The following is a 23,529-nucleotide window of genomic DNA, read 5'->3' on the forward strand; positions in this document are numbered from 1 at the left end:
AGTGTTTTATGCAATCAGTATAATAAAAGGAATCAAAGTAATTTTTCGGAGGAAGAGAAGATGAAGGAGCCAATTTCCTGTTTGACGTTGGAGGAGAAAGAAAAGTATATGCGAGAAGCGATTCTTTTGGCTGAGAAGGCAGAAGCGATCGAGGAAGTGCCTATTGGGGCGGTTGTCGTATTGGATGGAGAAATTATTGGTCGAGGCTACAATCTTCGTGAACACACTCAGCAGGCGGCATCACATGCTGAAATGTTTGCAATTGAGGAGGCCTGTAAACGAATGGGGAGCTGGCGATTGGAAGGTGCTCAGCTGTTTGTGACGCTTGAACCATGTCCAATGTGCAGCGGTGCGTTGCTGCTTTCAAGAGTGGATGAAATATACTATGGTGCACCTGATCCTAAAGGTGGGACTGCTGGAACCTTGATGAATCTATTAGATGATGAGCGGTTCAACCACACAGCTTATGTGGAGAGCGGTGTTCTTGGTGATATTTGTGGGCAGATGCTGACGAATTTTTTCAGAGGACTACGTGAAAAAAAGAAAGAATTAAAAAAGCAAAAGAAAGACTAGCCAAAAAAAATAAAATGAGGTATACTAATAAATGCCGAAAGGCAGGACAATGGTGGGCCAGTGAAGCGTGTCAGATCTGGAAGGAAGCAGCACTAAGCAGGTGCCACCATGTGTCTGAATATAAGATTGATGAGACTGGGCTTAAGCCCTTTTTATTTTGTCTAAAAATAAGTGGACAACAAAAAAATCAGTTAACGTTAGTTGACTGATTTTTTCTTTACTAATTAAGCTTTTTTGTTCCTTCGATGAGAAAACGATAGCTGGTAAGAAAAGTTATGTCTATAATTCTTCAAAGAGCTTCTTCTTTCATTTTAAACGTTAGATTTTTATTGACAATCTCAGCGGGTTATTTTAAGATTACAAGAGTATTGTACTTCTGACATCAGTTGTTTTTGAAGTATTCAACTAGGCGGTCATGGCGGAATGGCAGACGCGCCAGCTTGAGGGGCTGGTGGGAGGATCTCCCGTGGAAGTTCGAGTCTTCTTGGCCGCATCATAGTAATTCAATTTTATCTGGTATTTCTTATCAATGTTTAGTTATTTGATGAGGAATACCAGTTTTTTTTGTTTTTGAAATAGTGTGATGGAGTAGAAGATGTTGGTAGCAATACCTCTTTTTGAATCCAGCTATTTATTTCCTTCGTAAAAAGATACGTCGGTACAGTGTTAATGAAGCAGCAGCTGCTTTTTGAAGATTAAAATTTAAGCACGGCAAGATTTTGTTGCTATAAATCCATAGAGTACTTAACACTATTATTTTTTTCAAATCCCAGACTTTCATAAAGATGATGGGCAGCATGAGCATTATCTAAGCAGGTTAAGCTTATTGATTGGTAGCCTTGTTTTCTAGCGTTGCTAATAACTTCGCGTAGAAGCACCTGCGCCACATTCTGTCTCCGGAACTCTTGCTTCACGGCAACATTGAAAAGCATCAGACATGGCTGAAAAGAAAACGTAAATAAATCAATTGCATATTGCGTGACACTTCCGATAATTTCTCCTTGGTCTTTAGCAACAAAAATGGTGTAGGCAGTGTTTTGCTCATACTTATTATACAAATCAATATCGTTACTATGACCAAAACAGTTATCAATTAAAGCTTTGTACTGGATGATATCTGATTTTTTTAACACTTCAATTTTCATAAGTTACTCCTTATTGTTCGTACAAATGATTATAAATGAATCTAGCAGAGGGGCTTCATTTCATACGCTCATAATCTTTTCGATTAATTGCAAATAAGTAATGGGGCATGTCGATTCCTTGATAGTGTTTAACAAAACGTTTTTCAGGAAGCATCCCGTTTCGAATCGCTACCTTCATTGATGAAAGGTTGGTATCCCTTATAATAGAGACAACAGCTGGAGTGTCTGTCTGCTCGAAAGCATATTTTTTGCACAGCTCAGCAGCTTCTATTGCATAGCCTTTATGCCAATACTTCTTTTTGAGGTGGTAGCCGATTTCAAGATAATCTATACCATCGACCTGCTGCCGGGTCAAACCGCATTCACCTACAATGACATTCAACTCGGTATCCTTAATTCCCCATAAACCATAGCCGTAGTTCTGATAGTTGTCTATATTCCAATTTAACCAGTTTTCAACCTCTTCATCTGAAAATGCATGCTCATAAGCATACATGACCTCAGCATCCTGAAGGAAATCCTTTAAATCAGAACGATGCTCTTCTGTCCAAGGGAATAACTGCAGACGCGGTGTTTCGAGTTTGAGTTCCATATTTTCGCCTCCTACATAAAATGATTCTATTTTTGCATTTTATCATAGGCGCTGAGAGACAGCAATTAGCGATATATCTGGAGGGATTGCCGATTTTGCGAGAGGCGTTCTGGAGAGGCAGGACGGTATTCTGAATAAAAAAATAATTGTTTTTTTATCTGAGTTATGGGTTGACAAATTTTGGCGAAAACTTTATTATGAATAGGTCGACAAGTTGTCGATGGGCATTGCCATTTTGCGGTCATGGCGGAATTGGCAGACGCGCTAGCTTCAGGCGCTAGTGGTAGAAATACCGTGGAAGTTCGAGTCTTCTTGACCGCATTTGTTGAAACAGAACCCTGTTGTTCTGTTTTTTTTATTGCCCAATTTTATGTAAATAAGCCGATTTCCTATCTGGGAAATCGGCTTTTTATCTTAATAATCAGAGTCAGCGATTGATTCGCTCTCTATTTTGCATACTGATATTACCTAGATGCTGGTATAGAGGCAGGATATCTGTTTTTTTAGGAAATTCAAATTTATTTCGAGCATGGGTTTCATCATTTGACCGTTGATTTACATTTGTTAGATAAGTAATCACGATTTCGCTGTCATCGATACCAAATCCGGCAGTTTCCATCTCAACATCAATGATTGAGTCCATATGAATGGACTTAAAGGAAGTCTTTCTACCTGTTGCTCCCTGCTTATCAACAAACAAAATTCTGTAGTTTGTAAAGACTAACGCGTCACGAACCAGTTGGTAACCCATTAAAATCTCTTCGCCATCGAATAAGTACCCTTGATATTCACTTAGTAATTCTTTTGGCGTTTTTTCGGAATAATTTCCTAGTGCGCCTTGAACAATATTACCAAAACCAAATTTTGCCATTTTTATTCTTCACTCCTATAATATAGTTAAACGAGCATACTTGAACAAATTCTTTGTTCAAAGATACTATATCTATTAAAGCACATAGCAGAAAGAATGAGTAGAGCATTTTTCTCTCTTTTACTATATCATGGGGGATAGTTGAGTAAAAGCTACATCTAAGGAGGAAGTATATATGCCTAAAGAATGTCAGTATTGTAAAGAACTACCTTTGTTTTCCGGAACGGATCAATTGCCTGAGACGAATGTTTTAACAACTTGTCGGGCAGAAATTGCAGCGGGAAATTTGGTGTATTTGGATGGAAATTGTCCTTTGGAAGAATCCGAGGCGATTCTTCAAGCGGAAACACAATACACAGTCACTCATTATTTCAGATGTAAAGAGTGCGGGCAATTACTGCTGCTTGGCTTTTGTATAAGAGGAAAACCATTTTTTAAGAAAGTTGTCAAAATTGAAACAGGATTACTGCACAGCTGAAGTGCTGTTTCGTAGGAATATTGGTAAATAAAAGAGAGAACGCCTGTTATTTTTCGCGTTTGAATAAAAAATTTGTAAATTCTGAAAATTATCATTGCATTTTTTTCTACACTGGCGTAACTTAAAAAGTATAAATTTTGTAAATGAGGGATTCAGTATGAGAAATTTTGAAAAATCAAAAAAACTTGACAATGTAAGCTATGATGTTCGCGGCCCTGTTTTAGAAGAAGCTGACCGAATGCAGGAAGAAGGCATTAATATCTTAAAGCTAAATACTGGAAATCCCGCCCCATTTGGTTTTGATGCACCAAATGAAGTTGTAAGAGATATGATTACCAATGTGCGTAACTCAGAAGGTTATTCCGATTCAAAAGGGATTTTTTCTGCGAGAAAAGCGATTGAACAGTATTGTCAATTAAAGCAGTTTCCAAATGTAACAATCAATGATATTTATACAGGAAACGGTGTTAGTGAGCTGATTACAATGTGTATGCAGGGCTTGCTTGATACAGGCGATGAGGTATTGGTACCAATGCCGGACTATCCTTTGTGGACTGCATCTGTTTCTTTGGCAGGAGGAACGCCTGTACATTACATTTGTGACGAGCAAGCGGAATGGTATCCGGATATTGATGATATTAAGTCAAAGGTGACTCCAAATACAAAGGCAATTGTTATTATCAACCCGAACAATCCGACAGGTGCACTTTATCCTAAAGAGCTTCTAGAGGAGATTGTAAAGGTTGCACGTGAAAATGACTTGATTATTTATTCTGATGAAATTTATGATAGATTGGTTATGGATGGCTTAACGCATATTCCAATCGCAACTTTGGCACCAGATTTGTTTGTAGTAACTTTGAACGGTTTATCTAAATCTCATCGTGTTGCCGGCTTCCGCTGTGGTTGGATGGTTTTAAGTGGAGATAAATCGCGTGTACAAGGCTATATTGAAGGTCTGAACATGCTGTCTTCCATGAGATTGTGTTCCAATGTATTGTCGCAGCAAATTATCCAGACTGCCCTAGGTGGCTATCAGAGCGTAGATGAGCTGCTATTGCCGGGGGGACGTATTTATGAGCAACGTGAATATATTTATAATGCAATCAGTGCAATTCCCGGGCTTTCTGTAGTAAAGCCTAAAGCAGCCTTCTATATATTCCCTAAAATCGACACGGCTCGTTTCAATATTTATGATGATGAAAAATTTGTGTTGGATTTTCTTCATAAGCACCATATTCTTCTCGTTCACGGTGGTGGATTCAACTGGCATCAGCCGGATCATTTTAGAATCGTCTACTTACCGAAGCTAGATGATTTGAAATACACAGCCGAAAAGATGGAAGAGTTCTTAAGCACATATAAACAGAGATAGCTTAGAAAAGGATTAGGGAAGAATTATCCTAATCCTTTTTCTTATGAAACAGGCGGGAAAGGCTGTAATCGTGTTTTTTATTCAATTTGTATTCGATATTTATTGGTTGAGCTGAGGAGAGTATCAGGTGGTTGAATCAGGGGGGGAAAACAAAAAAACAACCTTTCAGATGGCAATTTCTGAAAGGCTGTATATGTTTCTTTATTTCTCCAATCCAATGATTACTTTTATCAAAGGAAATCAGGCATTGAGTATTGTACATTCCTTTTTACTGATAATCATTCGATTCGTGTACTTCTCTTTCATGTCAGAGCTTGGATCATCAACTACAACCAGATAAGAATTCTCATACTCTTTTTCGATGTAGCCAACATGATTACTTTTTTCCCAGTTAAAGCTTACTTTCTTTTCTTGTGTCATTTGTAACACTCCTTATTTTTTAAAATAAAGTGATGTCGACAGTGGGTGAAGTGGGTGAAGTATATTCTTGCAGTTTATTATGCAATAAAGTACAATGAATTCAAAATGCGAATTCGCATATTTTACTATACATAATATATTTTATGGTTTATATATTTGTTTTATTAAATAGGTATATGTAAGGGAGAAATCATGAATTCTTTTGGGAGTGTTATCAAAGAGATAAGAAAGAAAAGGAAACTGACACAGAAGATGCTGTCGGAGGATATTTGTTCACAAAGCGTGCTTAGCCGGATTGAGAACAATGAAGAGCTTCCGAACGTTGTTGTGATGCAGCAGATATGTCAGCGCTTGGGGGTAACGATGGATCAAATCATGCATTTTCGTTCTGAAGAGGTTCAGATGCTGATGCAGACATTTGAAAAAATCGCAGATTATTTTCGACACAAGGAATATGAAAAGATTCTTTTGTTTATTGAGGCAATCAAGCTTGAGGACCGCATTTATTTGGATTCCGATTGGCAAAGGTATTTTTATTATTTAGGCAGCTGTGAATTTTATTTATACAATAATTATGAAAAAGCAATCATCAATTTGAGGAAAGGGCTTTCATATACGTATCAAACAAACAAAACAAACCTGTCGGATTTTGAAATTCAAATTATCAGCTGCATCGGTATAACGTATGGACTTATGGGAAAACGAGAGGAAGCAGAGAAGTATTTGAAGTTGAGTATTCATTATTTCCATGATTTGCCGAATGAACGAATCAATGCTGAACTGACTAAAATCTTTTTTAATTATGCTTATTTTTTGATTCAGGAAAAACGTCTACAGGAAGCGTTAATCTATATCGATCAGGGAATCTCATGGGCTCGCAAGAAAAACAGCTATTATTATCTTGAAGAGCTGTTTGATTTGAAGAGTGAGTTGTACAGCTTGATGAATGATTACGCCAATGCCAAGATATACAGTCAAATGGCGGGACATGTTGGGCAAATAGCTTGCCTAAAATTATGATAAAAGGTCTACACCATTCTTGACTTATTCCGGTATTAAGAGTAACTTAAACAGTGAGAAAAACTTTAGAAAGAAGGATGAATATGAAAACATTTATCTTTGCAGACAAATTCTTTTTAAAAAGTGATGTAAAGGGTCCTGGATATTTAGAAATTACAGATGGAATATTTGGTGATTTTTACAAAGAGCTTCCTGATGGAGAAACGAATGTCATTCGCGAAGAAGGCAAATGGATAGCACCTGGATTAGTTGACACACATATCCATGGATACATGAATCACGATGTTATGGATAACGATGCAGAAGGTCTGAAGGTTATGTCGGAAGGCTTGCTTTCTTGCGGAGTTACATCATTTTTACCTACAACATTAACATCTAGCAAGGAACGTTTGAAGGATGTTGCAGAAACAATCGGTAAAGTACATGAAGAAGTAGAAGGTGCCAAGATTCAAGGGATTTATTTTGAAGGCCCATTCTTTACTGAAGAACATAAAGGAGCGCAAAACCCTAGTTATTTTGGAGATCCCGATTTAACAACCTTCCACGAATGGCAGGAAGCTTCCGGCGGACTAATCAAAAAGATTGCCTTGGCTCCGGAGCGTAAAGGTGTGAAGGAATTTGTTAAGACTGTTACTGAAGAGGGCGTTGTTGTGTCTTTAGGGCATAGCGATGCAACATTGGAACAGGCAACTGAAGCGGTAGAAGCAGGTGCAAGTGTCTTCGTTCATGCCTATAACGGTATGCGTGGTTTGAATCATCGTGAGCCTGGTATGGTAGGGGCTTTGATGTCTCTGAAGCATGTCTTTTCAGAACTGATTTGTGATGGTCACCATGTTCATCCAAATGCAGCAGATATCTTAATGGAAAAAACGGGTCATGACCACGTAGCGCTGATTACTGACTGTATGATGGCTGGCGGTATGCCTGATGGAGATTACAATTTGGGTGAGTTTCCGGTTGTCGTAAAAGATGGAACTGCTCGTCTGGAGTCAGGAAATCTTGCCGGAAGTATTCTAAAATTAAAAGAAGCAATTAAGAATGTCGTAGATTGGGAAATCGCGACACCTGAACAAGCAGTAATGATGGCCTCTCTTGTACCGGCAGTCAGCTGTAAAATTGATGATAAGTGCGGAATGATTGCCAATGGTCGTGATGCAGACTTCATCGTATTGAATCCTTCAATGGAATTGGAAGCAACCTATTTAGATGGTGTTGAACGTTACCGTGCGTAATAAGTGCTGAAACGATAAAACATCCTCGCAGTCGTGATAGCTGTGAGGATGTTTTTTTACATTTCGTCATTCTCTTCAGTCTTAGCAACTTTTGGTAAGATGTTAGAATCAATCTTACCAGCTTCATAAGAAGCAAAAAAATCACTCAGAAATAATGGGTAAATCTCAATATCCTGTTTATATAAAGAGCTTGGAATCACGAAGGTTTCATCCATGTTCCCGCCAATAAAGTCGCCATCAATGGTTTGACTGACAACTAAAAAGTCGGTTTCTTTCCAGTAGTGATAGTCAGCCTCAGATAAGGTATCTTCAGAAGCTAAAAACTGGATATTGGTTTCAAATTTTTGTTCAATATCTGTTTGGAAAACGAAAAATGGATCATCTTCACTTTGCTGTTCAGTGATCATCAACTGTAAAAATGAATGAGGATCATGAACGTCTGATTGTTCTTTTATTTCATGAAAGTTCACAATATTCACCTACTTTTCATTTATTATTCTAACATGGAAATCAATAGTGCTGTTCTTATCCAATCCTTTTGCTTCCATCTCAATTGATTGGCATAACAGGTCGGACCCTTCATAAATCGGAGTGACACGGTAGCGGATTGTCTCGCCGTCATCCATTGCTTTTCTAATTTGATTTTCATATTTTGTCATATAAGGAGCGTTGACCGGCGTTTGATAGAGGGTCGTAAGGTTTCGAGCATCATCACCTGTTCCACCAAGCTGACGTCCGATTAAGTGTCCTCTGGAATGGTCATAAGGCTCTTTACCGGAAATAAAGCCGGGAGGTCGAATACTTTGGTTTGCAGAAGTACCTGTATTGACCATCGCCGGTTTCAATAAAGCATCTGCACCAGTTGCTCTTCCCAATGAATCTAATTCATGGTAGGTAATCCAGCCCTTTGAGCTGTTCTTCAGCTCACTGTCAGTGAAAGAGGACTTGCCTAATTCTTCAGGACCGGGATTCTCTGACGCTCCGTTTGCTGCTGAATTGGAGGACGGCTGACTTTGCTCTACCGGGGTTGTGTCCAATCCTAAAAAGCTTTGAAGCTCTGAAGGGACTTGTATACCTAACACACCTAAGACAAGAACCACTAAAATTCCAGCGATAATCATCATAGGGTGCTGCTGTTTTTTTGTTCCTTTGTTTCTTTTATTCGCCATTAAAAAATCTCCTTTATTCAATTACACTCATTTTCTTATTATACGAAAAAAGAAAAGAAACTGAAAGTTTTTTAGAAAGATTCTTTTAAACGAATATTTTTAAATCATTCGTACCTTGTTAGACAGTTCTTATCCTTTATTCTCTTTTTGTGGTGCAAGGAATGTGGACAGACTTAGGCGGTAAATAGTGCATAGAAATGTATTCACCTTAATTTGTGAACAGCTGAATAATTATTAAGAAAACATTAAGACGGTAAGAAATACAGTAACCTGTTGTTTTGGATAAACGACACAGCTATTTATTTAGACTTCTATTAATATGAAGAATTTTATCGAGAATTAAGCATTTTTTGTTATTAAATAATTTTTTTCATGAATCAATACTGCTGCTCTTTTTAAAATAAGGGTGGTTCCCGACTCTTTCTATGACGATTTTTTTAGATTTCCTGTTATTTTTGTGGGTTTATTGATAGAATATAGATAACGTCAGACAGGAAAGGGAGTGAGAAAGTGATACAAGGGATACCGCTTCAGACAATCTATTTATATGTTCTGATTATCTGTGCAGGGCTGGCCGTAATTCTACTGCTTGTTGGGGATATTTTTGATTTCGATGGACCTGTTGATCCAATGCTGATTATACCGTGGCTGGCATTCACTTCTTTAATCGGCTATTTCGGTGAATACTTGACAGAATGGAGTCATCTGCTGATATTTGCAGCAGGAGCAGCAGTTTCGACCGTAGCTGTTTTCTTATTGAATTTCTATCTGTTTACACCGATGAGAAACGCTGAAGCGACCATATCGATTTCTGAAAAAGATATGGAAGGAAGTACTGCAGTTGTTGTTACACCGATTCCGGTTAATGGAATGGGAGAGATCCAGTTTAAAAGTGTAACTGGTTCTTTAAGCAGACCCGCAGCTTTCTATACTTCCCAAGAAACGGGGGTTGAACGGGGAGCCGAGGTACTGATTATCGAGGTACGGGATCGAGTATGTTATGTTGTTCCGTATGAGAACACGTTAAAGATTTGAAGCCCTCAAATGAACTAAAATGAAAAGGCTTCAGCAGTAAATGATTGAAATAGAGAAAAGGAGAGACATTTTTTATGATGATAGGGGTTCTTGCTCCAATAATATTGGTCGTGTTTATTTTATTAATGTTATTAATAATTTTTGTATCAAAATATCAAACAGCGAAACCAGATGAGGCGCTGATTATCAGTGGTAGCTATCTTGGTTCTAAGAACGTTCATGCAGATGAACGTGGCAATAAGATTAAAATCGTGCGAGGCGGCGGTGCGTTCGTATTACCTGTTTTCCAACGCTCAAACCGAATCAGCTTATTGTCAAGCAAGCTGGATGTATCGACTCCGGAGGTTTATACAGAACAAGGGGTTCCAGTTATGTGTGACGGAACGTCCATTATCAAGATTGGTTCGTCTGTAGAAGAGATTGCAACAGCAGCGGAACAATTCTTAGGTAAAACACGAGAAGAGCTGGAAAACGAAGCCCGTGAAGTGCTGGAAGGTCATTTACGTTCAATCTTAGGTTCAATGACTGTCGAAGAAATCTACCAAAATCGCGATAAATTCAGCCAGAGTGTGCAGGAGGTAGCCAGTGTCGACTTAGCAAAAATGGGTCTGATTATCGTATCCTTTACAATTAAAGAAGTACGAGACAAGAATGGCTACTTGGATTCTTTAGGTAAACCTAGAATTGCACAGGTGAAGCGTGATGCGAATATTGCTGAAGCTGAGGCTCTTAAAGAAACACGAATTAAAAAAGCAGAAGCTGAAAAAGAATCACAGCAGGCTGAGCTGCAAAGACAGACTGAAATCGCCGAAGCATCAAAGGAAAAAGAATTGAAGCTTGCTACCTATAAGCAGGAGCAGGATATTGCAAAAGCGAAAGCCGATCAGGCATACAACTTGGAAAGTGCGCGTGCGCAACAGGAAGTTATTGCACAAGAGATGGAAGTTAAAGTCATTGAGCGCCAAAAGCAAATTGAATTAGAAGAAAAAGAAATCACTCGTCGTGAGAAACAGTATGACTCAGAAGTGAAGAAAAAAGCTGATGCAGACCGTTACGCAAAAGAGCAGGAGGCTCTTGCTCAGAAAGCGAGAGAGGTTGCTGAAGCGGAGGCAGAGCGTTTCAGAGTGGAATCTTTAGCCGAAGCTGAAGCTAATCAAACGCGTCTTGCTGGTCAGGCTCAAGCGGAAGCTATCCTTGCACGAGGAAAAGCGGAAGCTGAAGCGAAGCAAAAGATTGCAGATGCCTTCAAGGAATATGGCGAAGCAGCTGTATTGAGCATGGTTATGGAAATGCTGCCTCAGTTAATGAAAGAAGCCGCACAACCGCTTGGCAACATTGATAAGATTTCCGTTGTTGATACTGGTTCAGGTGGTGAAAACTCCGGTGCCAATCGCATCACAAACTATGCGACTAACCTATTAGCCGGTACACAAGAGACCCTAAAAGAATCAACTGGTATTGATGTAAAAGAGTTAATTGAAAACTTTACCAAAAAAGGAACTAGCAGTAATGTGAATGTGTATGGGGATTCAGGAGAAAACAAAGAATAAAAAGAACATCAGGGCTGTTATCATGTCAGCCCTGATGTTTTTATAGTGTTTTAGTTTGGTTATTGCTTATTGTCGATATCCTGTTCATCCTTCAACCGCTCTTGAACCGTTTTGCGCAGTTCTTCCAGTTCCTTTTCTTTCTTTTCAAGTAAAGCTAAATCCTCATCAATCTGGCGCTGCTTTTCAACAGGCTTTGCCCGAATCAGAAAATTGATGGAAATTGCTACAAAGGTACCAATGAATGTATCGAGGACCCGTTCAAAGGCATAATAGACAGATTCGCCCTGAGGCACACTTAGCGCAATCATCAGTAAGGTGGCAATAGCTGAAATAATGCCGGGATTATTCCCGATACCATCAGACAAAACAATCACAAGAATGACCAAAAACGGTAGAAAAAGCAGCTCGACAAGAAAGTCGTTCGAGAAATACTGTTGAACAACAAAATAAAGCAAAGCTAATCCGCCGCCGAGAGAGTTGCCAATTACTCTAGATTTTCCAAAGGAGAGACTGGTCGTCAAATCCTGGCGTAAGGAAAAAACAGCAGCTAAGGCAGCAATCATGGGCGCACCACGATCCAATACCTTGAATAGTAAAATACATATCATTACGGCTAAAGCACTTTTCATAGTTCGCATGCCTAAACGGAATGGACCGATTGTCATAGAATAGTTCTCTCCTAAAAATATATTTTCTATTCCATGATAACCGAAATAGAGGTAAAATTACTAGTGTTAATAAAAAAAGAGTAACAAATTTTAAGGAGGCTGCAAATGAAAATAGGATTAAGAACAGTTAAAACAGCTGTTAGTGCTGCGGCTTCCATGATGATTGCCGCAGCTCTAGGACTGTTAAATCCAGCATCAGCCGGTATCATTTCAGTGCTAAGTGTGACACCAACGAAGAAAACATCGCTATTTACGGGGATTTACCGCTTATTCTCTTTGGCACTTGCTACGGTGGTGGCATTTATCTGTTTCGGTCTATTTGGTTTTACACCGTGGGGCTTCGGTGTTTATCTGCTTTTGTTTATTCCGGCAGCTGTGGCATTGAATTTATCAGACGGTATCGTTGTTAGTTCTGTGCTGGTCACCCATTATTTAATTGAAAAGAGTATGTCTTGGTCGTTGATTGGAAATGAGTTTCTGCTGATGATTATCGGAGTAGGTATGGCTCTGCTTTTAAATATGTACATGCCGGATGTTGAAAAACGTTTAAAGGAAGATCAGGAAGTAATTGAAGCTGTATTTAGAAAGATTTTGAATGATATGGCCATGTATCTGAATGAAACACAAAAAGAAAGAATGCTTTTTGAGCGTTGCACGGAATTGAAGACATTGATTAATGAAGGGCAGGATTGGGCAAAAAATCATGCAGAGAATCAATTATTGTCCAAGGATAATTATTATCTGGACTATTTTATGATGCGCAAGATGCAAAGCTCGATTCTAAAAGATATGCTGAAGCTGCTTGAGCAGGTCGTTGTTGAAGTGGAGCAAGCGAAGAATATTAAAGAGCTTTTAGTCTACACCTCTGAAACCTTTGCAGAAGCAAATGATGGCAAGGACATATTGGATCAAATTGGACAGGTGTATGAAGCGTACCGGAAAAGTCCTTTACCGCAAACGAGGGCGGAATTTGAAAATCGGGCGATGCTGTTTCAGTTTCTGCAGCTGTTTTACTCTTTTATAGAAACAAAGAGAGAATTTGCAGAGAATCATCCAGTTGAACAAAGAGTAACAGACTAGGACGTTTCTTAAGATTGTTGGGTATCCGAAGGTTTCAAAAGTTTTGGCAAATCTCTGGAGAAAAACGCAGCTTATACGGCTCATAAGCGACTATTTTCAGCAACGGATTTCATAAAAATGATGAAGCGATTCGTCGCTAGTATTTCTAGGCATATCTTAGTATATATGTATCAAAAGCGAAAGTGGGGAATAGCGATGGACAGATTACCGGTACCAAGACGGACGAAGGAGCTGACTGCTGATATTCAGCTGTATTTAGGCAGTGAGTTTGAACACGTGGCAATTCATTCGATTGAGGTGGCACAATGTGCTGAGGAGTTGGCTGCTCGCTTTGGCGGAGAAACCTCTGTTGCTAAACAGGCAGGACTGCTGCATGATATCAGCGTAACCATTCCAAATCCGGAGAAAATACGATTATGTGAAGAGCTGGGAATTGAAATTTTTGAGGAAGAGCGTCAGGTTCCTATGTTGAGCCATCAAAAGCTGTCCCGCTATATGGCAAAGGAGCTGTTTCAAATAGAAGAGGAAGCCGTTCTCTCTGCAATTGAATGTCATACTACCTTGAAGAAGGCACCGAGTCAGATGGATCATATTGTGTTTTTAGCGGATAAAATTAAATGGGATCAAGGGGGCGAACCGCCATATCTTTCAGAACTACTGGAAGCTTTGGATTGTTCATTGGAGAAAGCCTCACTTGTTTATATCGATTATCTCCTGACTCATGATATCTTGGTTGTTCATCCATGGCTGCGAGAAGCGAAAGAAGAGCTGATGCAGTTGAATGGTCACTTTGACTAACGACAAAAAGTAATAAAAAATCAAAAGGGAAGTGGCATTTCACTTCGGTTTGAGGTATTGTATAGGTGTGTGGGTGTTAGATGAAATGAAAAAGGAAGGGTATCTATGGCAGAATACGAAAAAGATTTTATGCTGCGACAGGCCAAGCAAATGGCTGATCTTTTGGGGAGCTTCATGGATAAGGAGTCTGCTGCTGAAATCATAGAATTTGAACAAGAGCAGGGACAAACGGTAAAAAATGAGAAGCATCAGCATCTTTTAGAAGAATTGAGAAATCATACGAATAAGGCTGAGAGAAGAACTCGGCCCCTGATTAAGAGACGAATGGCCAAATAAAAATAGCTAAGGCAGTTGGAAGAACATCTTTTCCACTGCTTTAGCTATTTTCTATTGTCGGTTCTATTACTTTTTTGTTACTGCTGCGCCCACTTTTGCTGCATTTGATCCAAAAGGTCAATCACATCATGTGTCAAGAAAAGGGAACGGTTTGGCTGTGTCTTCTCGATGACAGCAATCATGTTTTCGATTTCATAATTCAGAGCCTGTTCGCTTGAACCCGAAATAATGGTTTCCGTCGTTCCGTCATTAAAATGCAGCTCTGCCCGGTCGGCTCTTGGGTAGTCGTTTACAGTAATGTAGGCATTTTCGAAGGAAACAACGCCCACTTTTGGTGCTTTGGATTGAAAACTTAGTGTCACAGCTGCCATTTCATTTTTTTCATTCTGTAAAATTGTAATTGATTGCTCATCAACGCCTGTAGAGAAAGGCTCCATCACAGAGGACTTGACCGTTGGTTGCTCTGTTAAAAACCAACGGGCAAAGGACACGGCATAGGTACCGATATCCAGTAACGCACCGCCTGCTAAATCAGGGTTGAAGAATCGATTGTTTGGATCAGGTTCTTTGTAGCTGCCAAAGGGTGCTTGGATCATTTTTAGTTTTCCCAGCTTACCTGTGTCAATGATTGAATGCAGTTCATGGTACAGAGGCATATTGAAAATGGTCATCGCTTCTGCAAGAATCAATCCATTTTTTTCTGCAAGAGCCATTGCCTCTAACAGCTCTGCACTATTCATCGTAATTGCTTTTTCGCATAGCACATGCTTTCCGGCATTTAATGCTTGTAGGATATGGCTATGGTGCTGCTTGTTTGGAACAGAGATATAAATGATATCAATTGTCTGATCTGCTAATAACTCCTCATAGGAACCATAAGAAGCTGGAATACCGTATGCCTCTGCAAATTCCTTTGCTTTATCAACACTGCGTGAGGCAACAGCTGCCAAGCTGCTTTGTTCTTGGTTGAATCCGGAAGCAAATTGATGAGCGATTTCTCCTAAACCGATGATTCCCCAGTTAAATTTTTTCAAAAGCTCTTCCTCCTAATGCTATTCTGTTTTCTCTATTATACAAAAGATAGGAGAAACAGTGAAAGAAAAGCGTGAAAAATGGAAAGATTCTTTTTTTAGAGATAAATAGATGATTTTTATGTCTTTTTTCAGTAAAATGAAGGAGAGGAGGAGATTGGTATGCACCAAGTATATATAGATATCATTTTAAGTGCCATTATCGAACAATATTCTTCGGAAGAAAATTTCTATTTAGACTATTTGAGCATCGACAAGACACAGTGGTCCAATTGGAAAAATGGCACCGGCAATTTAAGCAATGAAGACATGCAGAAGGTAAAAAATTTATTTACCGATTATGAATGGATGCTGACACAAAAAGTCATGCGACAAACTGTGCTTTTCCCGGAAAAGAGAAATATTGCTGTTTCTGAATACAAACGCTTGAAAACAATTATTGCCGGTAAGTGGCTGAAAAGTGATGTCGGCAGAGCAGAGCTGCTTCCGTCTAACGGTACGAATGAAGACGAAGGCTTTATCAATCTGAAGGTTTCGGTGGCTTATGGTGAATGGGGCTTTGACGATATTTTGACGTTTCGTCTGCCTTCGAGATTACAGCCGCAATTAGAAGGATCAAAGGTCGAGCTGTTGGACTGGGTTGATGAAAATCTGATGGACACCTATGTTGGAGAATAACAGAACATGATTTAAAAAAAACTAACGTTATAATAACTGTCTTGTATTGTGAGACGATTTATTGTATAGTTTGCTAGAATGTTTATCGGAATAAGAGATAGATAGTAAATATAAAGTAGGGATTTTATGACAATAAAAAGGCGTAGAAAAAATAGACTTCCTGTTTTTCTGTTGGGATTACTGATACTTGCGGGGATATTTGTTGTTTCTTTTCGCATGTATTTGGGTAGTAGTGCAGAAAATATCGTTGAGACACAGGATAATAAAACGGTGTCTAAGGAAGAATTTATTGAACGGATCAAACCTCACGCCCAAGAACTGCAAGCATCCTATGGTGTGCTGCCAAGCATAATCATTGGTCAAGGTATACTGGAGTCCAATTGGGGCCAAAGTACTCTGGCTTCTGAATACAACAATTTATTTGGAATCAAAGCTTACGGTGATCAAAGAAAGGTCAATCTGGAAACACAAGAATATATTAATGAAGTATGGATAACGATACAAGGAGATTTCAGAGTCTATGATACATGGGAGGAGTCCATGGACGATCACACGATGTTATTTGTGAACGGTGTAGACTGGGATCGACGTTTGTACGAAAATGTACTTCTTGCAAATGATTACAAGGAAGCGGCTAATGCATTGCAGACGGCAGGATATGCAACAGACCCGGATTATGCATCTAAGGTCATTCATGTAATCGAAACGTATAAGCTGTATAAGTATGATAATTGACAATAAAGAAGGGGAGTGTCTGTATGGATCAATCATGGATACCGGAAATCACTACACCATTGAAGCAAGATATCATTCAAGTCCCGGAGGTAATTAGTCAGGCAAGCGGCATCAGAATCTTTGGGAAAAAAATTCGTTCCATTATTTTTACGACCGACATAGCCATCATTCGGAATACAAATGCTGATGCAGTCATTGCTGTTTATCCATTTACTCCGCATCCGGCTATCACTAAGAGTATTATTGAAGCAGCAGACATTCCTGTTTTTTCAGGAGTTGGCGGCGGATTTACTCAAGGAACTCGCTCAGTATATATGAGCTTGTTTGCGGAATCGCAAGGATCAATTGGAGTGGTGCTGAATGGCCCGACACCAATCGAAACAATCGAAAGTGTTTGCGAGGTAGTAGATATTCCTGTTATCAGTACGGTGACATCTAAATTTACACCTTTGGATGATAAGCTGGAAGCCGGTGTTACGGTTATCAATATCAGTGCCGGAAAAGATACAGCAGAGACCGTTAAACATTTCAGAGAGAAATACCCTGATTTACCGATTATCGCTACCGGAGGACCAACAGAAGCCTCTATCCAAGAGACCATTGATGCCGGAGCCAATGCTGTGACCTACACGCCTCCGACAAACGGAGAGCTGTTCAGTAAAAAAATGGCGAAATATCGTGAACAAGAAAAGAACGAAACAGAATAAGAGATTAAGAGAGCGAAGCTTTGGTTTTGTTCTCTTTTTTTGTTGTAAATAGGTTATAAAATTTTGAGGCTGTGGCCTTAATGATAGCAAGGGTGAGGGGAATATCGGGGACAAGCAGCTATCTTATTTTAATGAGCTAGTCGGTTAGGGTCAGATTCGCCTTATTGTTCAGAAGTTGGACGAGCTTGTTCAACTTTTCTACTTGTTTAGCTTCACGAGCAAAGCGACTCATTCAGCTTTTCTGATTAATTCTGATACAGCAATGAAGTAAACGATTTCTGAAATGTATCCTTTGTTTTATGAGAAAATTCTAAGGGTTGTTTTTGATGCTCTCTCTTGCTTTTTTCCTGTTTTGGGGGATAATAGGGATTATCAATTTTTGAGCTTATATATGGTCGTGATAAGGATGGCCGTCTCTACCCGGTACCGTAAATACCGGACTATAGGTGAAAAAGCGTGTTCGAATTTGAACCTCTTTTTTGCTTTGCAGAGAAGAGGTTTTTTAGGCTATAAAAGGATTATAAAATTTTTATGGCTGTGAATCCAGCGCTGCCAAGGGTTAGCGAGGAATCGACAGCGCACTGTCTAGCTTCACGAGCAAGCTTCTCTCAACAATAAGCCAAAACGTGTCTCGTGGTAAAGAACACCACGCATCAGTTTTTTTCTTATTGTTCGGAAGCTGCCAAGCTCGTTCAGCTTTTCTAACATTTTAGGAGGAGATTTTTCGGATGAAAGAATTAGTGGAAAGAATCAAAAATGATGGGCAAGTTCTTGGAGAGGGCGTTCTGAAAGTCGATAGCTTTGTGACCCATCAGGTAGATGCAGCTTTAATGGAAAAAATTGGTCAGCGGTTTGCAGAAGTATTTTCAGACCGGGGAATTACCAAGGTTGTGACAATCGAGGCGTCCGGTATTGCTCCAGCTATGTATGCGGCACAGGCATTAGGTGTACCGATGATTTTCGCTCGTAAAGCAAAGAGCTTAACAATGGACGAGGAATTGCTGACATCATCTGTTTATTCATTTACCAAGCAAGTGACGAGCCAAATTTCTATCTCTAAGAAATTTTTATCTAATGAAGATACAGTTCTAATTATTGACGACTTCTTGGCAAACGGTCAAGCAGCGAAAGGACTTGTAGAGCTGTGTCAGCAAGCAGGCGCAACGGTTTCCGGAATCGGAATTCTTATTGAGAAGTCTTTCCAGGATGGTAGAGCACTTCTGGAAGAAATGGGCTTAACGGTGGTTTCTTTAGCGAGAATTGCTTCATTAACCAATAATAAGGTCGAATTTCTTGAGGAGGATGCCTAAAAATGGAAAGCAGCAAACAGATGACGACAGAGCAAAAACAGACTGAAACATCGACAGCACAAAGTGCGGTTCTTGGACTGCAGCATTTATTAGCGATGTACGCAGGAGCTGTAGCCGTTCCTTTATTGATTGGAACTGGCTTGAACTTTAACACAGAGCAGATGACTTATTTGATTTCTATCGATATATTTATGTGCGGTGTCGCGACTTTGCTTCAGCTAACCGTCAATAAGTTTTTTGGTATTGGACTGCCGGTTGTTTTAGGTTGTGCCATTCAAGCTGTTGCTCCATTGATAATGATAGGTACTGATAAGGGTGTTGGAGCCATTTATGGATCGATTATTGCTGCCGGAGTATTCATTGTTCTGATTTCCGGTGTTTTCTCTAAAATCAAAGTCTTGTTTCCGCCGTTAGTTACAGGAACAGTTATCACGGTGATTGGTCTGACTCTTATTCCGGTTGCTATTGAAAAAATGGGTGGTGGTCTGGCGAGCGATCCTACATTTGGTTCTACAGATAATCTGTTGTTGGCCTTTACCACGATTGCACTGATTGTCATTATTCAAGTATGGGGAAGAGGCTTCATTCGTTCCATCTCTGTTTTAGTTGGTTTGGCAGGCGGGACTATTTTGGCCGCAGTGTTAGGAATGGTCAATCTTCAGCCGATTGGAGAGGCTACATGGTTCCATTTTCCTCAGCCGTTTTATTTCGGTACGCCAACATTCGATGTTTCGTCCATTCTATTGATGATTATTATTTCAATTGTCAGCATGGTGGAATCGACGGGCGTATACTTCGCATTAGGAGATATTACTGGGAAACACGTGGGGGAACAGGAGTTGAAAAAGGGGTATCGTGCAGAAGGCTTGGCTGTTATTTTAGGCGGTATTTTCAATACATTTCCTTATACTGGATTTTCTCAAAATGTCGGTTTGGTTCAGCTTTCAGGGATAAAAACACGGAAGCCCATTTATTTCTCTGCTTTTTTCCTGATTGTTTTAGGGCTGCTTCCTAAGTTTGGTGCGGCAGCACAAATTATTCCAGAGCCGGTTTTAGGCGGCGGTATGTTGGTAATGTTTGGTATGGTTGCTGTTCAAGGAATGAAAATGCTGTCTAAAGTCAATTTTGACAATGATAAAAACCTATTGATTATTGCGATTTCTATCGGCTTTGGTTTAGGCTTTAATATGATGCCGGAGCTTTTTGCAAAAATGCCTGAAACACTTACTATGTTTACAGGAAATGGCATTGTGATGAGCAGTATCACTGCGATTGTCTTGAATTTTCTTTTCAACGGAGTAAAGGCAGAGGATCAATCGGTCCCAGAATAAATAGATAGGCAGAGTGAAAATCCTTTGATTTTCACTCTGCCTTTTTTAGATAATAGGAAGAGACCCTTATTCCAGTAAAGAAGAAAGGAACAAAAAAATGAAAACCGAACGATAATATAAAAATGACGACTAATATTCGATATTTCTTTGACACTGCATCAGCGGGTTGCTAAAATAGAATGAGAAAAAAGGATGGAGAGGGATGGATTATGTCTACAGTAGTTTCTGTTATCATGGGGAGCACATCAGATTGGGACACGATGAAGCTGGCCTGTGATATTCTCGAAGAGTTTGAGATTCCCTATGAAAAGAAGGTAGTATCTGCTCATCGAACACCTGATTATATGTTTACATTTGCTGAAACAGCGAGAGAACGTGGAGTAAAAGTAATTATCGCAGGAGCAGGCGGGGCTGCACATTTACCTGGGATGGTTGCTGCTAAAACAACCCTTCCTGTGATTGGTGTTCCAGTACAATCAAAAGCCTTGAGTGGCTTGGATTCTTTGCTTTCTATTGTGCAGATGCCGGGTGGTGTTCCGGTTGCGACGACAGCGATTGGAAAAGCCGGAGCAACTAACGCCGGACTACTTGCAGTTCAGATGCTTTCCATGTATGATTTAGAGATAGCGGAAAAATTAAAAGAGCGACGTGAATCTCTTGAACAAATCGTGATGGAAAGTAGTGATGACCTTGAATAAGCCTGTATTACCGGGCCAGATGATCGGAATTGTCGGCGGAGGGCAATTGGGAAAAATGATGGCATTAAGTGCGAAAGAAATGGGTTTTCGAATTGCCGTATTAGACCCAAGCGTTGACTGTCCTGCTGCTCAAGTAGCAGACTGGCATTTATTGGCTGAATATAATGATTTAGAGGCCTTAGAGGAATTGGCTAACAGGTCTGAGGTTGTGACCTATGAATTTGAGAATGTAGATGTCGATAGTTTGATTCATATCCAGCATCTTGTAGATATTCCTCAAGGAACAGATTTATTGGCAATCACTCAGGATCGTTTGTTGGAAAAAAGCTTTTTGGAATCAAATAATATTGTAATCGCTCCTTATGCAACGATTGTCAGTCCAACAGATATTCAGGATGCAATTGATGGGATTGGCTATCCTTGTGTCTTGAAAACAACTCGCGGCGGCTATGATGGGAAAGGGCAGTATGTGTTGTATAGTCCTTCTGATTTAGCACCGTCAATGAATCTTTTAAAGGACGGAACCTGTGTCTTAGAGGCCTGGATTCCATTTGAAAAAGAAATTTCTGTCTTGGTCTCTGGAAATGGTCAGGGAGATATTGAGACATTCCCCGTTGTGGAAAATATCCATCGTAACAATATTCTTCACGAAACAATTGCTCCTGCAAGAGTGGATGATGAGGTCATCGAAGAGGCACAGCGAATTGCCAGATTGATTGCCAAAGAAGTCAATCTAGCGGGAACACTTGCTGTTGAAATGTTTTTAACTAATAATGGCGGTATTTACGTAAATGAACTGGCACCAAGACCGCATAATTCGGGACACTATACCATTGAAGCCTGCAGCTTTAGTCAGTTTGACACACACATCCGTGGTATCTGCGGGTGGTCCATTCCGTCAATAGAGCTTCTTTCCAATGCTGTTATGGTGAATGTTATGGGCGATGAAATCTATGAGACAATGGACTTTATTACGGAGAAAATGAATTGGCATTTTCATTATTATGGAAAGTCAGAAGCGAAGCCGGCAAGAAAAATGGGCCATATCACTATCTTAACTGAGGATATATTCGATACATTAGAAGAAATTTATCAAACCAGTATTTGGGATTAGGAAGGGATAAGACAATGATTGATCGTTATTCAAGACCGGAAATGAGAAATATTTGGACAGATGAAAACCGTTATCAAGCATGGCTGGAGGTAGAAATTCTGGCAGATGAAGCATGGGCTGAGCTAGGAGAAATTCCTAAGGAAGACGTGCAGAAAATCAGAGAGAATGCTTCCTTTGATGTTGCAAGAATCTTGGAAATCGAAGAAACGACCAGACATGATGTAGTTGCCTTTACGAGAGCAGTATCAGAAACATTAGGGGAAGAACGCAAGTGGGTTCACTATGGTCTTACAAGTACCGATGTTGTTGATACAGCTTATGGATATTTGTTGAAACAGGCAAATGATATTTTACGTAAAGATTTAAAGGTATTCACTGAAATTATTGGAGAAAAAGCGAAAGAACATAAATATACAGTAATGATGGGGCGGACACATGGCGTACATGCGGAGCCTACGACCTTTGGCTTAAAGCTGGCGTTATGGTATTCAGAAATGAAACGCAACATCGAACGTTTCGAACATGCGGCAAAAGGGGTAGAAGCCGGAAAAATCAGTGGAGCAGTAGGTACCTTTGCGAATATTCCTCCATTTGTTGAGGAATATGTCTGTGATAAACTAGGTATTCGTCCACAGGAGATTTCTACTCAGGTCTTGCCTCGTGACCTCCATGCTGAGTATTTTTCTGCGTTGGCATTGATTGCGACGAGTATTGAGAAGTTTGCGACTGAAATTCGCGGACTGCAAAAATCTGAGACAAGAGAAGTAGAGGAATTCTTTGCAAAAGGACAAAAGGGTTCATCTGCAATGCCTCATAAACGAAACCCGATTGGCTCTGAAAACATGAGCGGCTTGGCACGTGTCGTTAGAGGGCACATGGTTACTGCTTATGAAAATGTTTCTTTATGGCACGAAAGAGATATCTCTCATTCTTCAGCAGAACGAATCATTATTCCTGATACAACGATGCTATTGAACTATATGTTAAATCGTTTTGGAAACATTGTGAAGAATTTGACTGTATTCCCTGAAAACATGAAGCGTAATATGAATGCAACCTTTGGCCTGATTTACAGTCAGCGCGTGCTGCTTAAGTTAATCGATCATGGAATGACTCGTGAAGAGGCTTATGACTTGGTTCAGCCAAAAACGGCGTATGCTTGGGATCATCAGATGGATTTCAAACCGTTGTTGGAGCAGGATGAAAAAATTACTTCGGTTCTTTCCCAAGAAGAGCTGGATGATGCCTTCGATTATAACTACCATTTAAAGAATGTCGACACGATTTTTGACCGTGTAGGCTTATAATAAGCAAATCCCTCATTCAATGACAACTGTTGAATGAGGGATTTTTTTGTTGTGTATTGATAAAGAAGCGTCAATACTTGAAAAGAGGTTTGTGTTTTAGAAAGAAGAAGGGAGCCTGCTTCATTTATTTATGTTCGTCTCCCATTCTGATAGACAGTAATTATCCACCCGCATAGCGGGTGGCTTTTTAATAGCCCTAGAAGGGCTCATTACTTGCTGCTCCCTTCAAGGGAGCTTTTTAAGAGACCGCCAACCGCTATCTCTCTATTTTTTTCT

Annotated in this window: 26 protein-coding genes, 2 tRNA genes, 1 other RNA gene and 1 riboswitch; of the genes, 21 read left to right on the forward strand and 8 right to left on the reverse strand. The window is 39.8% G+C overall.

Features of this window, described 5'->3' with window-relative positions; genetic code table 11:
- The first annotated feature begins 60 nt into the window (after positions 1-60).
- The 3 genes from tadA to IW510_RS20035 all read left to right on the forward strand — a co-directional run bounded on the left by tadA (position 61) and on the right by IW510_RS20035 (position 1,066).
- Positions 61-573, forward strand: a complete 513-nt coding sequence (gene tadA, locus IW510_RS20025) for a tRNA adenosine(34) deaminase TadA (RefSeq protein WP_202062728.1) — start codon at positions 61-63, stop codon at positions 571-573.
- A gap of 39 nt (positions 574-612) precedes the next feature.
- Positions 613-696, forward strand: an RNA gene (gene ffs, locus IW510_RS20030) — signal recognition particle sRNA small type.
- 286 nt (positions 697-982) lie between these two features.
- Positions 983-1,066: transfer RNA gene (locus tag IW510_RS20035), tRNA-Leu, on the forward strand.
- A 232-nt stretch (positions 1,067-1,298) separates the two neighbouring features.
- On the opposite strand, the gene IW510_RS20040 is transcribed toward IW510_RS20035, so the two are convergent.
- Entirely contained in the window at positions 1,299-1,718 is a 420-nt protein-coding gene (locus tag IW510_RS20040) for a GNAT family N-acetyltransferase (protein WP_202062730.1), read from the reverse strand.
- A gap of 55 nt (positions 1,719-1,773) precedes the next feature.
- Positions 1,774-2,310 (reverse strand): GNAT family N-acetyltransferase, encoded by a 537-nt coding sequence (locus IW510_RS20045; RefSeq protein WP_202062732.1) that lies wholly within the window; start codon positions 2,308-2,310, stop codon positions 1,774-1,776.
- Positions 2,311-2,547: 237 nt separating this feature from the next.
- On the opposite strand from IW510_RS20045, the gene IW510_RS20050 reads away from it, so the two are divergent.
- Positions 2,548-2,631: transfer RNA gene (locus IW510_RS20050), tRNA-Leu, on the forward strand.
- A gap of 106 nt (positions 2,632-2,737) precedes the next feature.
- Here the strand turns inward: IW510_RS20050 and IW510_RS20055 are convergent.
- Positions 2,738-3,181, reverse strand: a complete 444-nt coding sequence (locus tag IW510_RS20055) for a PH domain-containing protein (RefSeq protein ID WP_202062734.1) — start codon at positions 3,179-3,181, stop codon at positions 2,738-2,740.
- A gap of 175 nt (positions 3,182-3,356) precedes the next feature.
- On the opposite strand from IW510_RS20055, the gene IW510_RS20060 reads away from it, so the two are divergent.
- Together IW510_RS20060 and IW510_RS20065 are read left to right on the forward strand one after the other, a co-directional pair.
- A complete protein-coding gene (locus tag IW510_RS20060; RefSeq protein ID WP_202062735.1) occupies positions 3,357-3,659 on the forward strand; it encodes a hypothetical protein in 303 nt (100 codons plus the stop codon).
- 157 nt (positions 3,660-3,816) lie between these two features.
- Positions 3,817-5,034 (forward strand): pyridoxal phosphate-dependent aminotransferase, encoded by a 1,218-nt coding sequence (locus tag IW510_RS20065; protein ID WP_202062737.1) that lies wholly within the window; start codon positions 3,817-3,819, stop codon positions 5,032-5,034.
- 240 nt (positions 5,035-5,274) lie between these two features.
- Here IW510_RS20065 and IW510_RS20070 read toward each other — a convergent pair whose 3' ends face one another.
- Positions 5,275-5,454 carry a hypothetical protein gene (locus IW510_RS20070; protein ID WP_202062739.1) on the reverse strand — a complete coding sequence of 60 codons (180 nt, stop codon included), beginning with the start codon at positions 5,452-5,454 and terminating at the stop codon, positions 5,275-5,277.
- A gap of 192 nt (positions 5,455-5,646) precedes the next feature.
- Here IW510_RS20070 and IW510_RS20075 point away from each other — a divergent pair, with 192 nt between their 5' ends.
- The gene (locus IW510_RS20075) at positions 5,647-6,474 is read left to right on the forward strand and encodes a helix-turn-helix domain-containing protein (protein ID WP_202062741.1); all 828 of its coding nucleotides are present in this window, start codon (positions 5,647-5,649) and stop codon (positions 6,472-6,474) included.
- Positions 6,475-6,557: 83 nt separating this feature from the next.
- Positions 6,558-7,706, forward strand: coding sequence for an N-acetylglucosamine-6-phosphate deacetylase (nagA, locus tag IW510_RS20080; RefSeq protein WP_202062743.1), 1,149 nt, complete (start codon positions 6,558-6,560; stop codon positions 7,704-7,706).
- Between the two features lie 56 nt (positions 7,707-7,762).
- Here the strand turns inward: nagA and IW510_RS20085 are convergent, their stop codons facing one another.
- Together IW510_RS20085 and IW510_RS20090 are read right to left on the reverse strand one after the other, a co-directional pair.
- A complete protein-coding gene (locus tag IW510_RS20085) occupies positions 7,763-8,176 on the reverse strand; it encodes a hypothetical protein (protein ID WP_202062745.1) in 414 nt (137 codons plus the stop codon).
- A gap of 9 nt (positions 8,177-8,185) precedes the next feature.
- Positions 8,186-8,875, reverse strand: a complete 690-nt coding sequence (locus IW510_RS20090) for a DNA/RNA non-specific endonuclease (RefSeq protein WP_202062747.1) — start codon at positions 8,873-8,875, stop codon at positions 8,186-8,188.
- Between the two features lie 510 nt (positions 8,876-9,385).
- Here IW510_RS20090 and IW510_RS20095 point away from each other — a divergent pair.
- Together IW510_RS20095 and IW510_RS20100 are read left to right on the forward strand one after the other, a co-directional pair.
- On the forward strand, positions 9,386-9,910 hold the full coding sequence (locus IW510_RS20095; RefSeq protein ID WP_202062748.1) for a hypothetical protein: 525 nt from the start codon (positions 9,386-9,388) through the stop codon (positions 9,908-9,910).
- A 74-nt stretch (positions 9,911-9,984) separates the two neighbouring features.
- Entirely contained in the window at positions 9,985-11,460 is a 1,476-nt protein-coding gene (locus IW510_RS20100; protein ID WP_202062750.1) for a flotillin family protein, read from the forward strand.
- 59 nt (positions 11,461-11,519) lie between these two features.
- Here IW510_RS20100 and IW510_RS20105 read toward each other — a convergent pair whose 3' ends face one another.
- Positions 11,520-12,125, reverse strand: coding sequence for an FUSC family protein (locus tag IW510_RS20105; protein WP_202062752.1), 606 nt, complete (start codon positions 12,123-12,125; stop codon positions 11,520-11,522).
- Positions 12,126-12,233: 108 nt separating this feature from the next.
- On the opposite strand from IW510_RS20105, the gene IW510_RS20110 reads away from it, so the two are divergent.
- The 3 genes from IW510_RS20110 (at position 12,234) to IW510_RS20120 (ending at position 14,342) form a co-directional block, all read left to right on the forward strand.
- Positions 12,234-13,208: an aromatic acid exporter family protein gene (locus IW510_RS20110; protein ID WP_202062754.1), complete on the forward strand. Its 975-nt coding sequence runs from the start codon at positions 12,234-12,236 to the stop codon at positions 13,206-13,208.
- A 195-nt stretch (positions 13,209-13,403) separates the two neighbouring features.
- Complete coding sequence (gene yqeK, locus IW510_RS20115) at positions 13,404-14,006, forward strand: bis(5'-nucleosyl)-tetraphosphatase (symmetrical) YqeK (protein ID WP_202062756.1); 603 nt, start codon at positions 13,404-13,406, stop codon at positions 14,004-14,006.
- A gap of 105 nt (positions 14,007-14,111) precedes the next feature.
- Positions 14,112-14,342, forward strand: a complete 231-nt coding sequence (locus tag IW510_RS20120; RefSeq protein ID WP_202062758.1) for a hypothetical protein — start codon at positions 14,112-14,114, stop codon at positions 14,340-14,342.
- A 77-nt stretch (positions 14,343-14,419) separates the two neighbouring features.
- Here the strand turns inward: IW510_RS20120 and IW510_RS20125 are convergent, their stop codons facing one another.
- Positions 14,420-15,376 (reverse strand): Gfo/Idh/MocA family protein, encoded by a 957-nt coding sequence (locus IW510_RS20125; protein ID WP_202062760.1) that lies wholly within the window; start codon positions 15,374-15,376, stop codon positions 14,420-14,422.
- Between the two features lie 159 nt (positions 15,377-15,535).
- Between IW510_RS20125 and IW510_RS20130 the strand changes: the two genes are divergently transcribed.
- The 8 genes from IW510_RS20130 to purB all read left to right on the forward strand — a co-directional run bounded on the left by IW510_RS20130 (position 15,536) and on the right by purB (position 23,253).
- On the forward strand, positions 15,536-16,051 hold the full coding sequence (locus IW510_RS20130; RefSeq protein ID WP_202062762.1) for a hypothetical protein: 516 nt from the start codon (positions 15,536-15,538) through the stop codon (positions 16,049-16,051).
- 126 nt (positions 16,052-16,177) lie between these two features.
- A complete protein-coding gene (locus IW510_RS20135) occupies positions 16,178-16,786 on the forward strand; it encodes a glycoside hydrolase family 73 protein (protein WP_202062764.1) in 609 nt (202 codons plus the stop codon).
- Positions 16,787-16,809: 23 nt separating this feature from the next.
- On the forward strand, positions 16,810-17,493 hold the full coding sequence (locus IW510_RS20140; protein WP_202062765.1) for a hydrolase: 684 nt from the start codon (positions 16,810-16,812) through the stop codon (positions 17,491-17,493).
- Between the two features lie 365 nt (positions 17,494-17,858).
- A riboswitch (purine riboswitch) is annotated at positions 17,859-17,956 on the forward strand.
- Positions 17,957-18,221: 265 nt separating this feature from the next.
- Entirely contained in the window at positions 18,222-18,803 is a 582-nt protein-coding gene (locus IW510_RS20145) for a xanthine phosphoribosyltransferase (protein WP_202062767.1), read from the forward strand.
- A 2-nt stretch (positions 18,804-18,805) separates the two neighbouring features.
- A complete protein-coding gene (locus IW510_RS20150) occupies positions 18,806-20,134 on the forward strand; it encodes a nucleobase:cation symporter-2 family protein (RefSeq protein ID WP_202062769.1) in 1,329 nt (442 codons plus the stop codon).
- Between the two features lie 209 nt (positions 20,135-20,343).
- Positions 20,344-20,832, forward strand: a complete 489-nt coding sequence (gene purE, locus IW510_RS20155; protein WP_202062771.1) for a 5-(carboxyamino)imidazole ribonucleotide mutase — start codon at positions 20,344-20,346, stop codon at positions 20,830-20,832.
- Positions 20,816-21,946, forward strand: a complete 1,131-nt coding sequence (gene purK / locus IW510_RS20160; protein ID WP_202062773.1) for a 5-(carboxyamino)imidazole ribonucleotide synthase — start codon at positions 20,816-20,818, stop codon at positions 21,944-21,946. The genes purE and purK overlap by 17 nt, the downstream gene beginning before the upstream one ends.
- 14 nt (positions 21,947-21,960) lie before the next feature.
- On the forward strand, positions 21,961-23,253 hold the full coding sequence (gene purB / locus IW510_RS20165) for an adenylosuccinate lyase (protein WP_202062775.1): 1,293 nt from the start codon (positions 21,961-21,963) through the stop codon (positions 23,251-23,253).
- Positions 23,254-23,529 lie beyond the last annotated feature (276 nt).

This window comes from Enterococcus sp. BWR-S5, assembly GCF_016745255.1.
Lineage (GTDB): Bacteria > Bacillota > Bacilli > Lactobacillales > Enterococcaceae > Enterococcus_L.

Bases quoted from the DNA above. Each gene is read 5' to 3' on its own strand.
- IW510_RS20065 (WP_202062737.1), top strand. From the start codon at position 3,817: ATGAGAAATTTTGAAAAATCAAAAAAACTTGACAATGTAAGCTATGAT.
- purE (WP_202062771.1), top strand. From the start codon at position 20,344: ATGTCTACAGTAGTTTCTGTTATCATGGGGAGCACATCAGATTGGGAC.
- tadA (WP_202062728.1), top strand. From the start codon at position 61: ATGAAGGAGCCAATTTCCTGTTTGACGTTGGAGGAGAAAGAAAAGTAT.
- IW510_RS20145 (WP_202062767.1), top strand. From the start codon at position 18,222: ATGAAAGAATTAGTGGAAAGAATCAAAAATGATGGGCAAGTTCTTGGA.
- IW510_RS20075 (WP_202062741.1), top strand. From the start codon at position 5,647: ATGAATTCTTTTGGGAGTGTTATCAAAGAGATAAGAAAGAAAAGGAAA.
- nagA (WP_202062743.1), top strand. From the start codon at position 6,558: ATGAAAACATTTATCTTTGCAGACAAATTCTTTTTAAAAAGTGATGTA.
- IW510_RS20100 (WP_202062750.1), top strand. From the start codon at position 9,985: ATGATGATAGGGGTTCTTGCTCCAATAATATTGGTCGTGTTTATTTTA.
- purB (WP_202062775.1), top strand. From the start codon at position 21,961: ATGATTGATCGTTATTCAAGACCGGAAATGAGAAATATTTGGACAGAT.
- IW510_RS20135 (WP_202062764.1), top strand. From the start codon at position 16,178: ATGACAATAAAAAGGCGTAGAAAAAATAGACTTCCTGTTTTTCTGTTG.
- IW510_RS20040 (WP_202062730.1), bottom strand. From the start codon at position 1,718: ATGAAAATTGAAGTGTTAAAAAAATCAGATATCATCCAGTACAAAGCT.
- IW510_RS20060 (WP_202062735.1), top strand. From the start codon at position 3,357: ATGCCTAAAGAATGTCAGTATTGTAAAGAACTACCTTTGTTTTCCGGA.
- yqeK (WP_202062756.1), top strand. From the start codon at position 13,404: ATGGACAGATTACCGGTACCAAGACGGACGAAGGAGCTGACTGCTGAT.
- IW510_RS20140 (WP_202062765.1), top strand. From the start codon at position 16,810: ATGGATCAATCATGGATACCGGAAATCACTACACCATTGAAGCAAGAT.
- IW510_RS20045 (WP_202062732.1), bottom strand. From the start codon at position 2,310: ATGGAACTCAAACTCGAAACACCGCGTCTGCAGTTATTCCCTTGGACA.
- IW510_RS20090 (WP_202062747.1), bottom strand. From the start codon at position 8,875: ATGGCGAATAAAAGAAACAAAGGAACAAAAAAACAGCAGCACCCTATG.
- IW510_RS20055 (WP_202062734.1), bottom strand. From the start codon at position 3,181: ATGGCAAAATTTGGTTTTGGTAATATTGTTCAAGGCGCACTAGGAAAT.
- IW510_RS20120 (WP_202062758.1), top strand. From the start codon at position 14,112: ATGGCAGAATACGAAAAAGATTTTATGCTGCGACAGGCCAAGCAAATG.
- IW510_RS20150 (WP_202062769.1), top strand. From the start codon at position 18,806: ATGGAAAGCAGCAAACAGATGACGACAGAGCAAAAACAGACTGAAACA.
- IW510_RS20130 (WP_202062762.1), top strand. From the start codon at position 15,536: ATGCACCAAGTATATATAGATATCATTTTAAGTGCCATTATCGAACAA.
- IW510_RS20070 (WP_202062739.1), bottom strand. From the start codon at position 5,454: ATGACACAAGAAAAGAAAGTAAGCTTTAACTGGGAAAAAAGTAATCAT.
- IW510_RS20110 (WP_202062754.1), top strand. From the start codon at position 12,234: ATGAAAATAGGATTAAGAACAGTTAAAACAGCTGTTAGTGCTGCGGCT.
- IW510_RS20105 (WP_202062752.1), bottom strand. From the start codon at position 12,125: ATGACAATCGGTCCATTCCGTTTAGGCATGCGAACTATGAAAAGTGCT.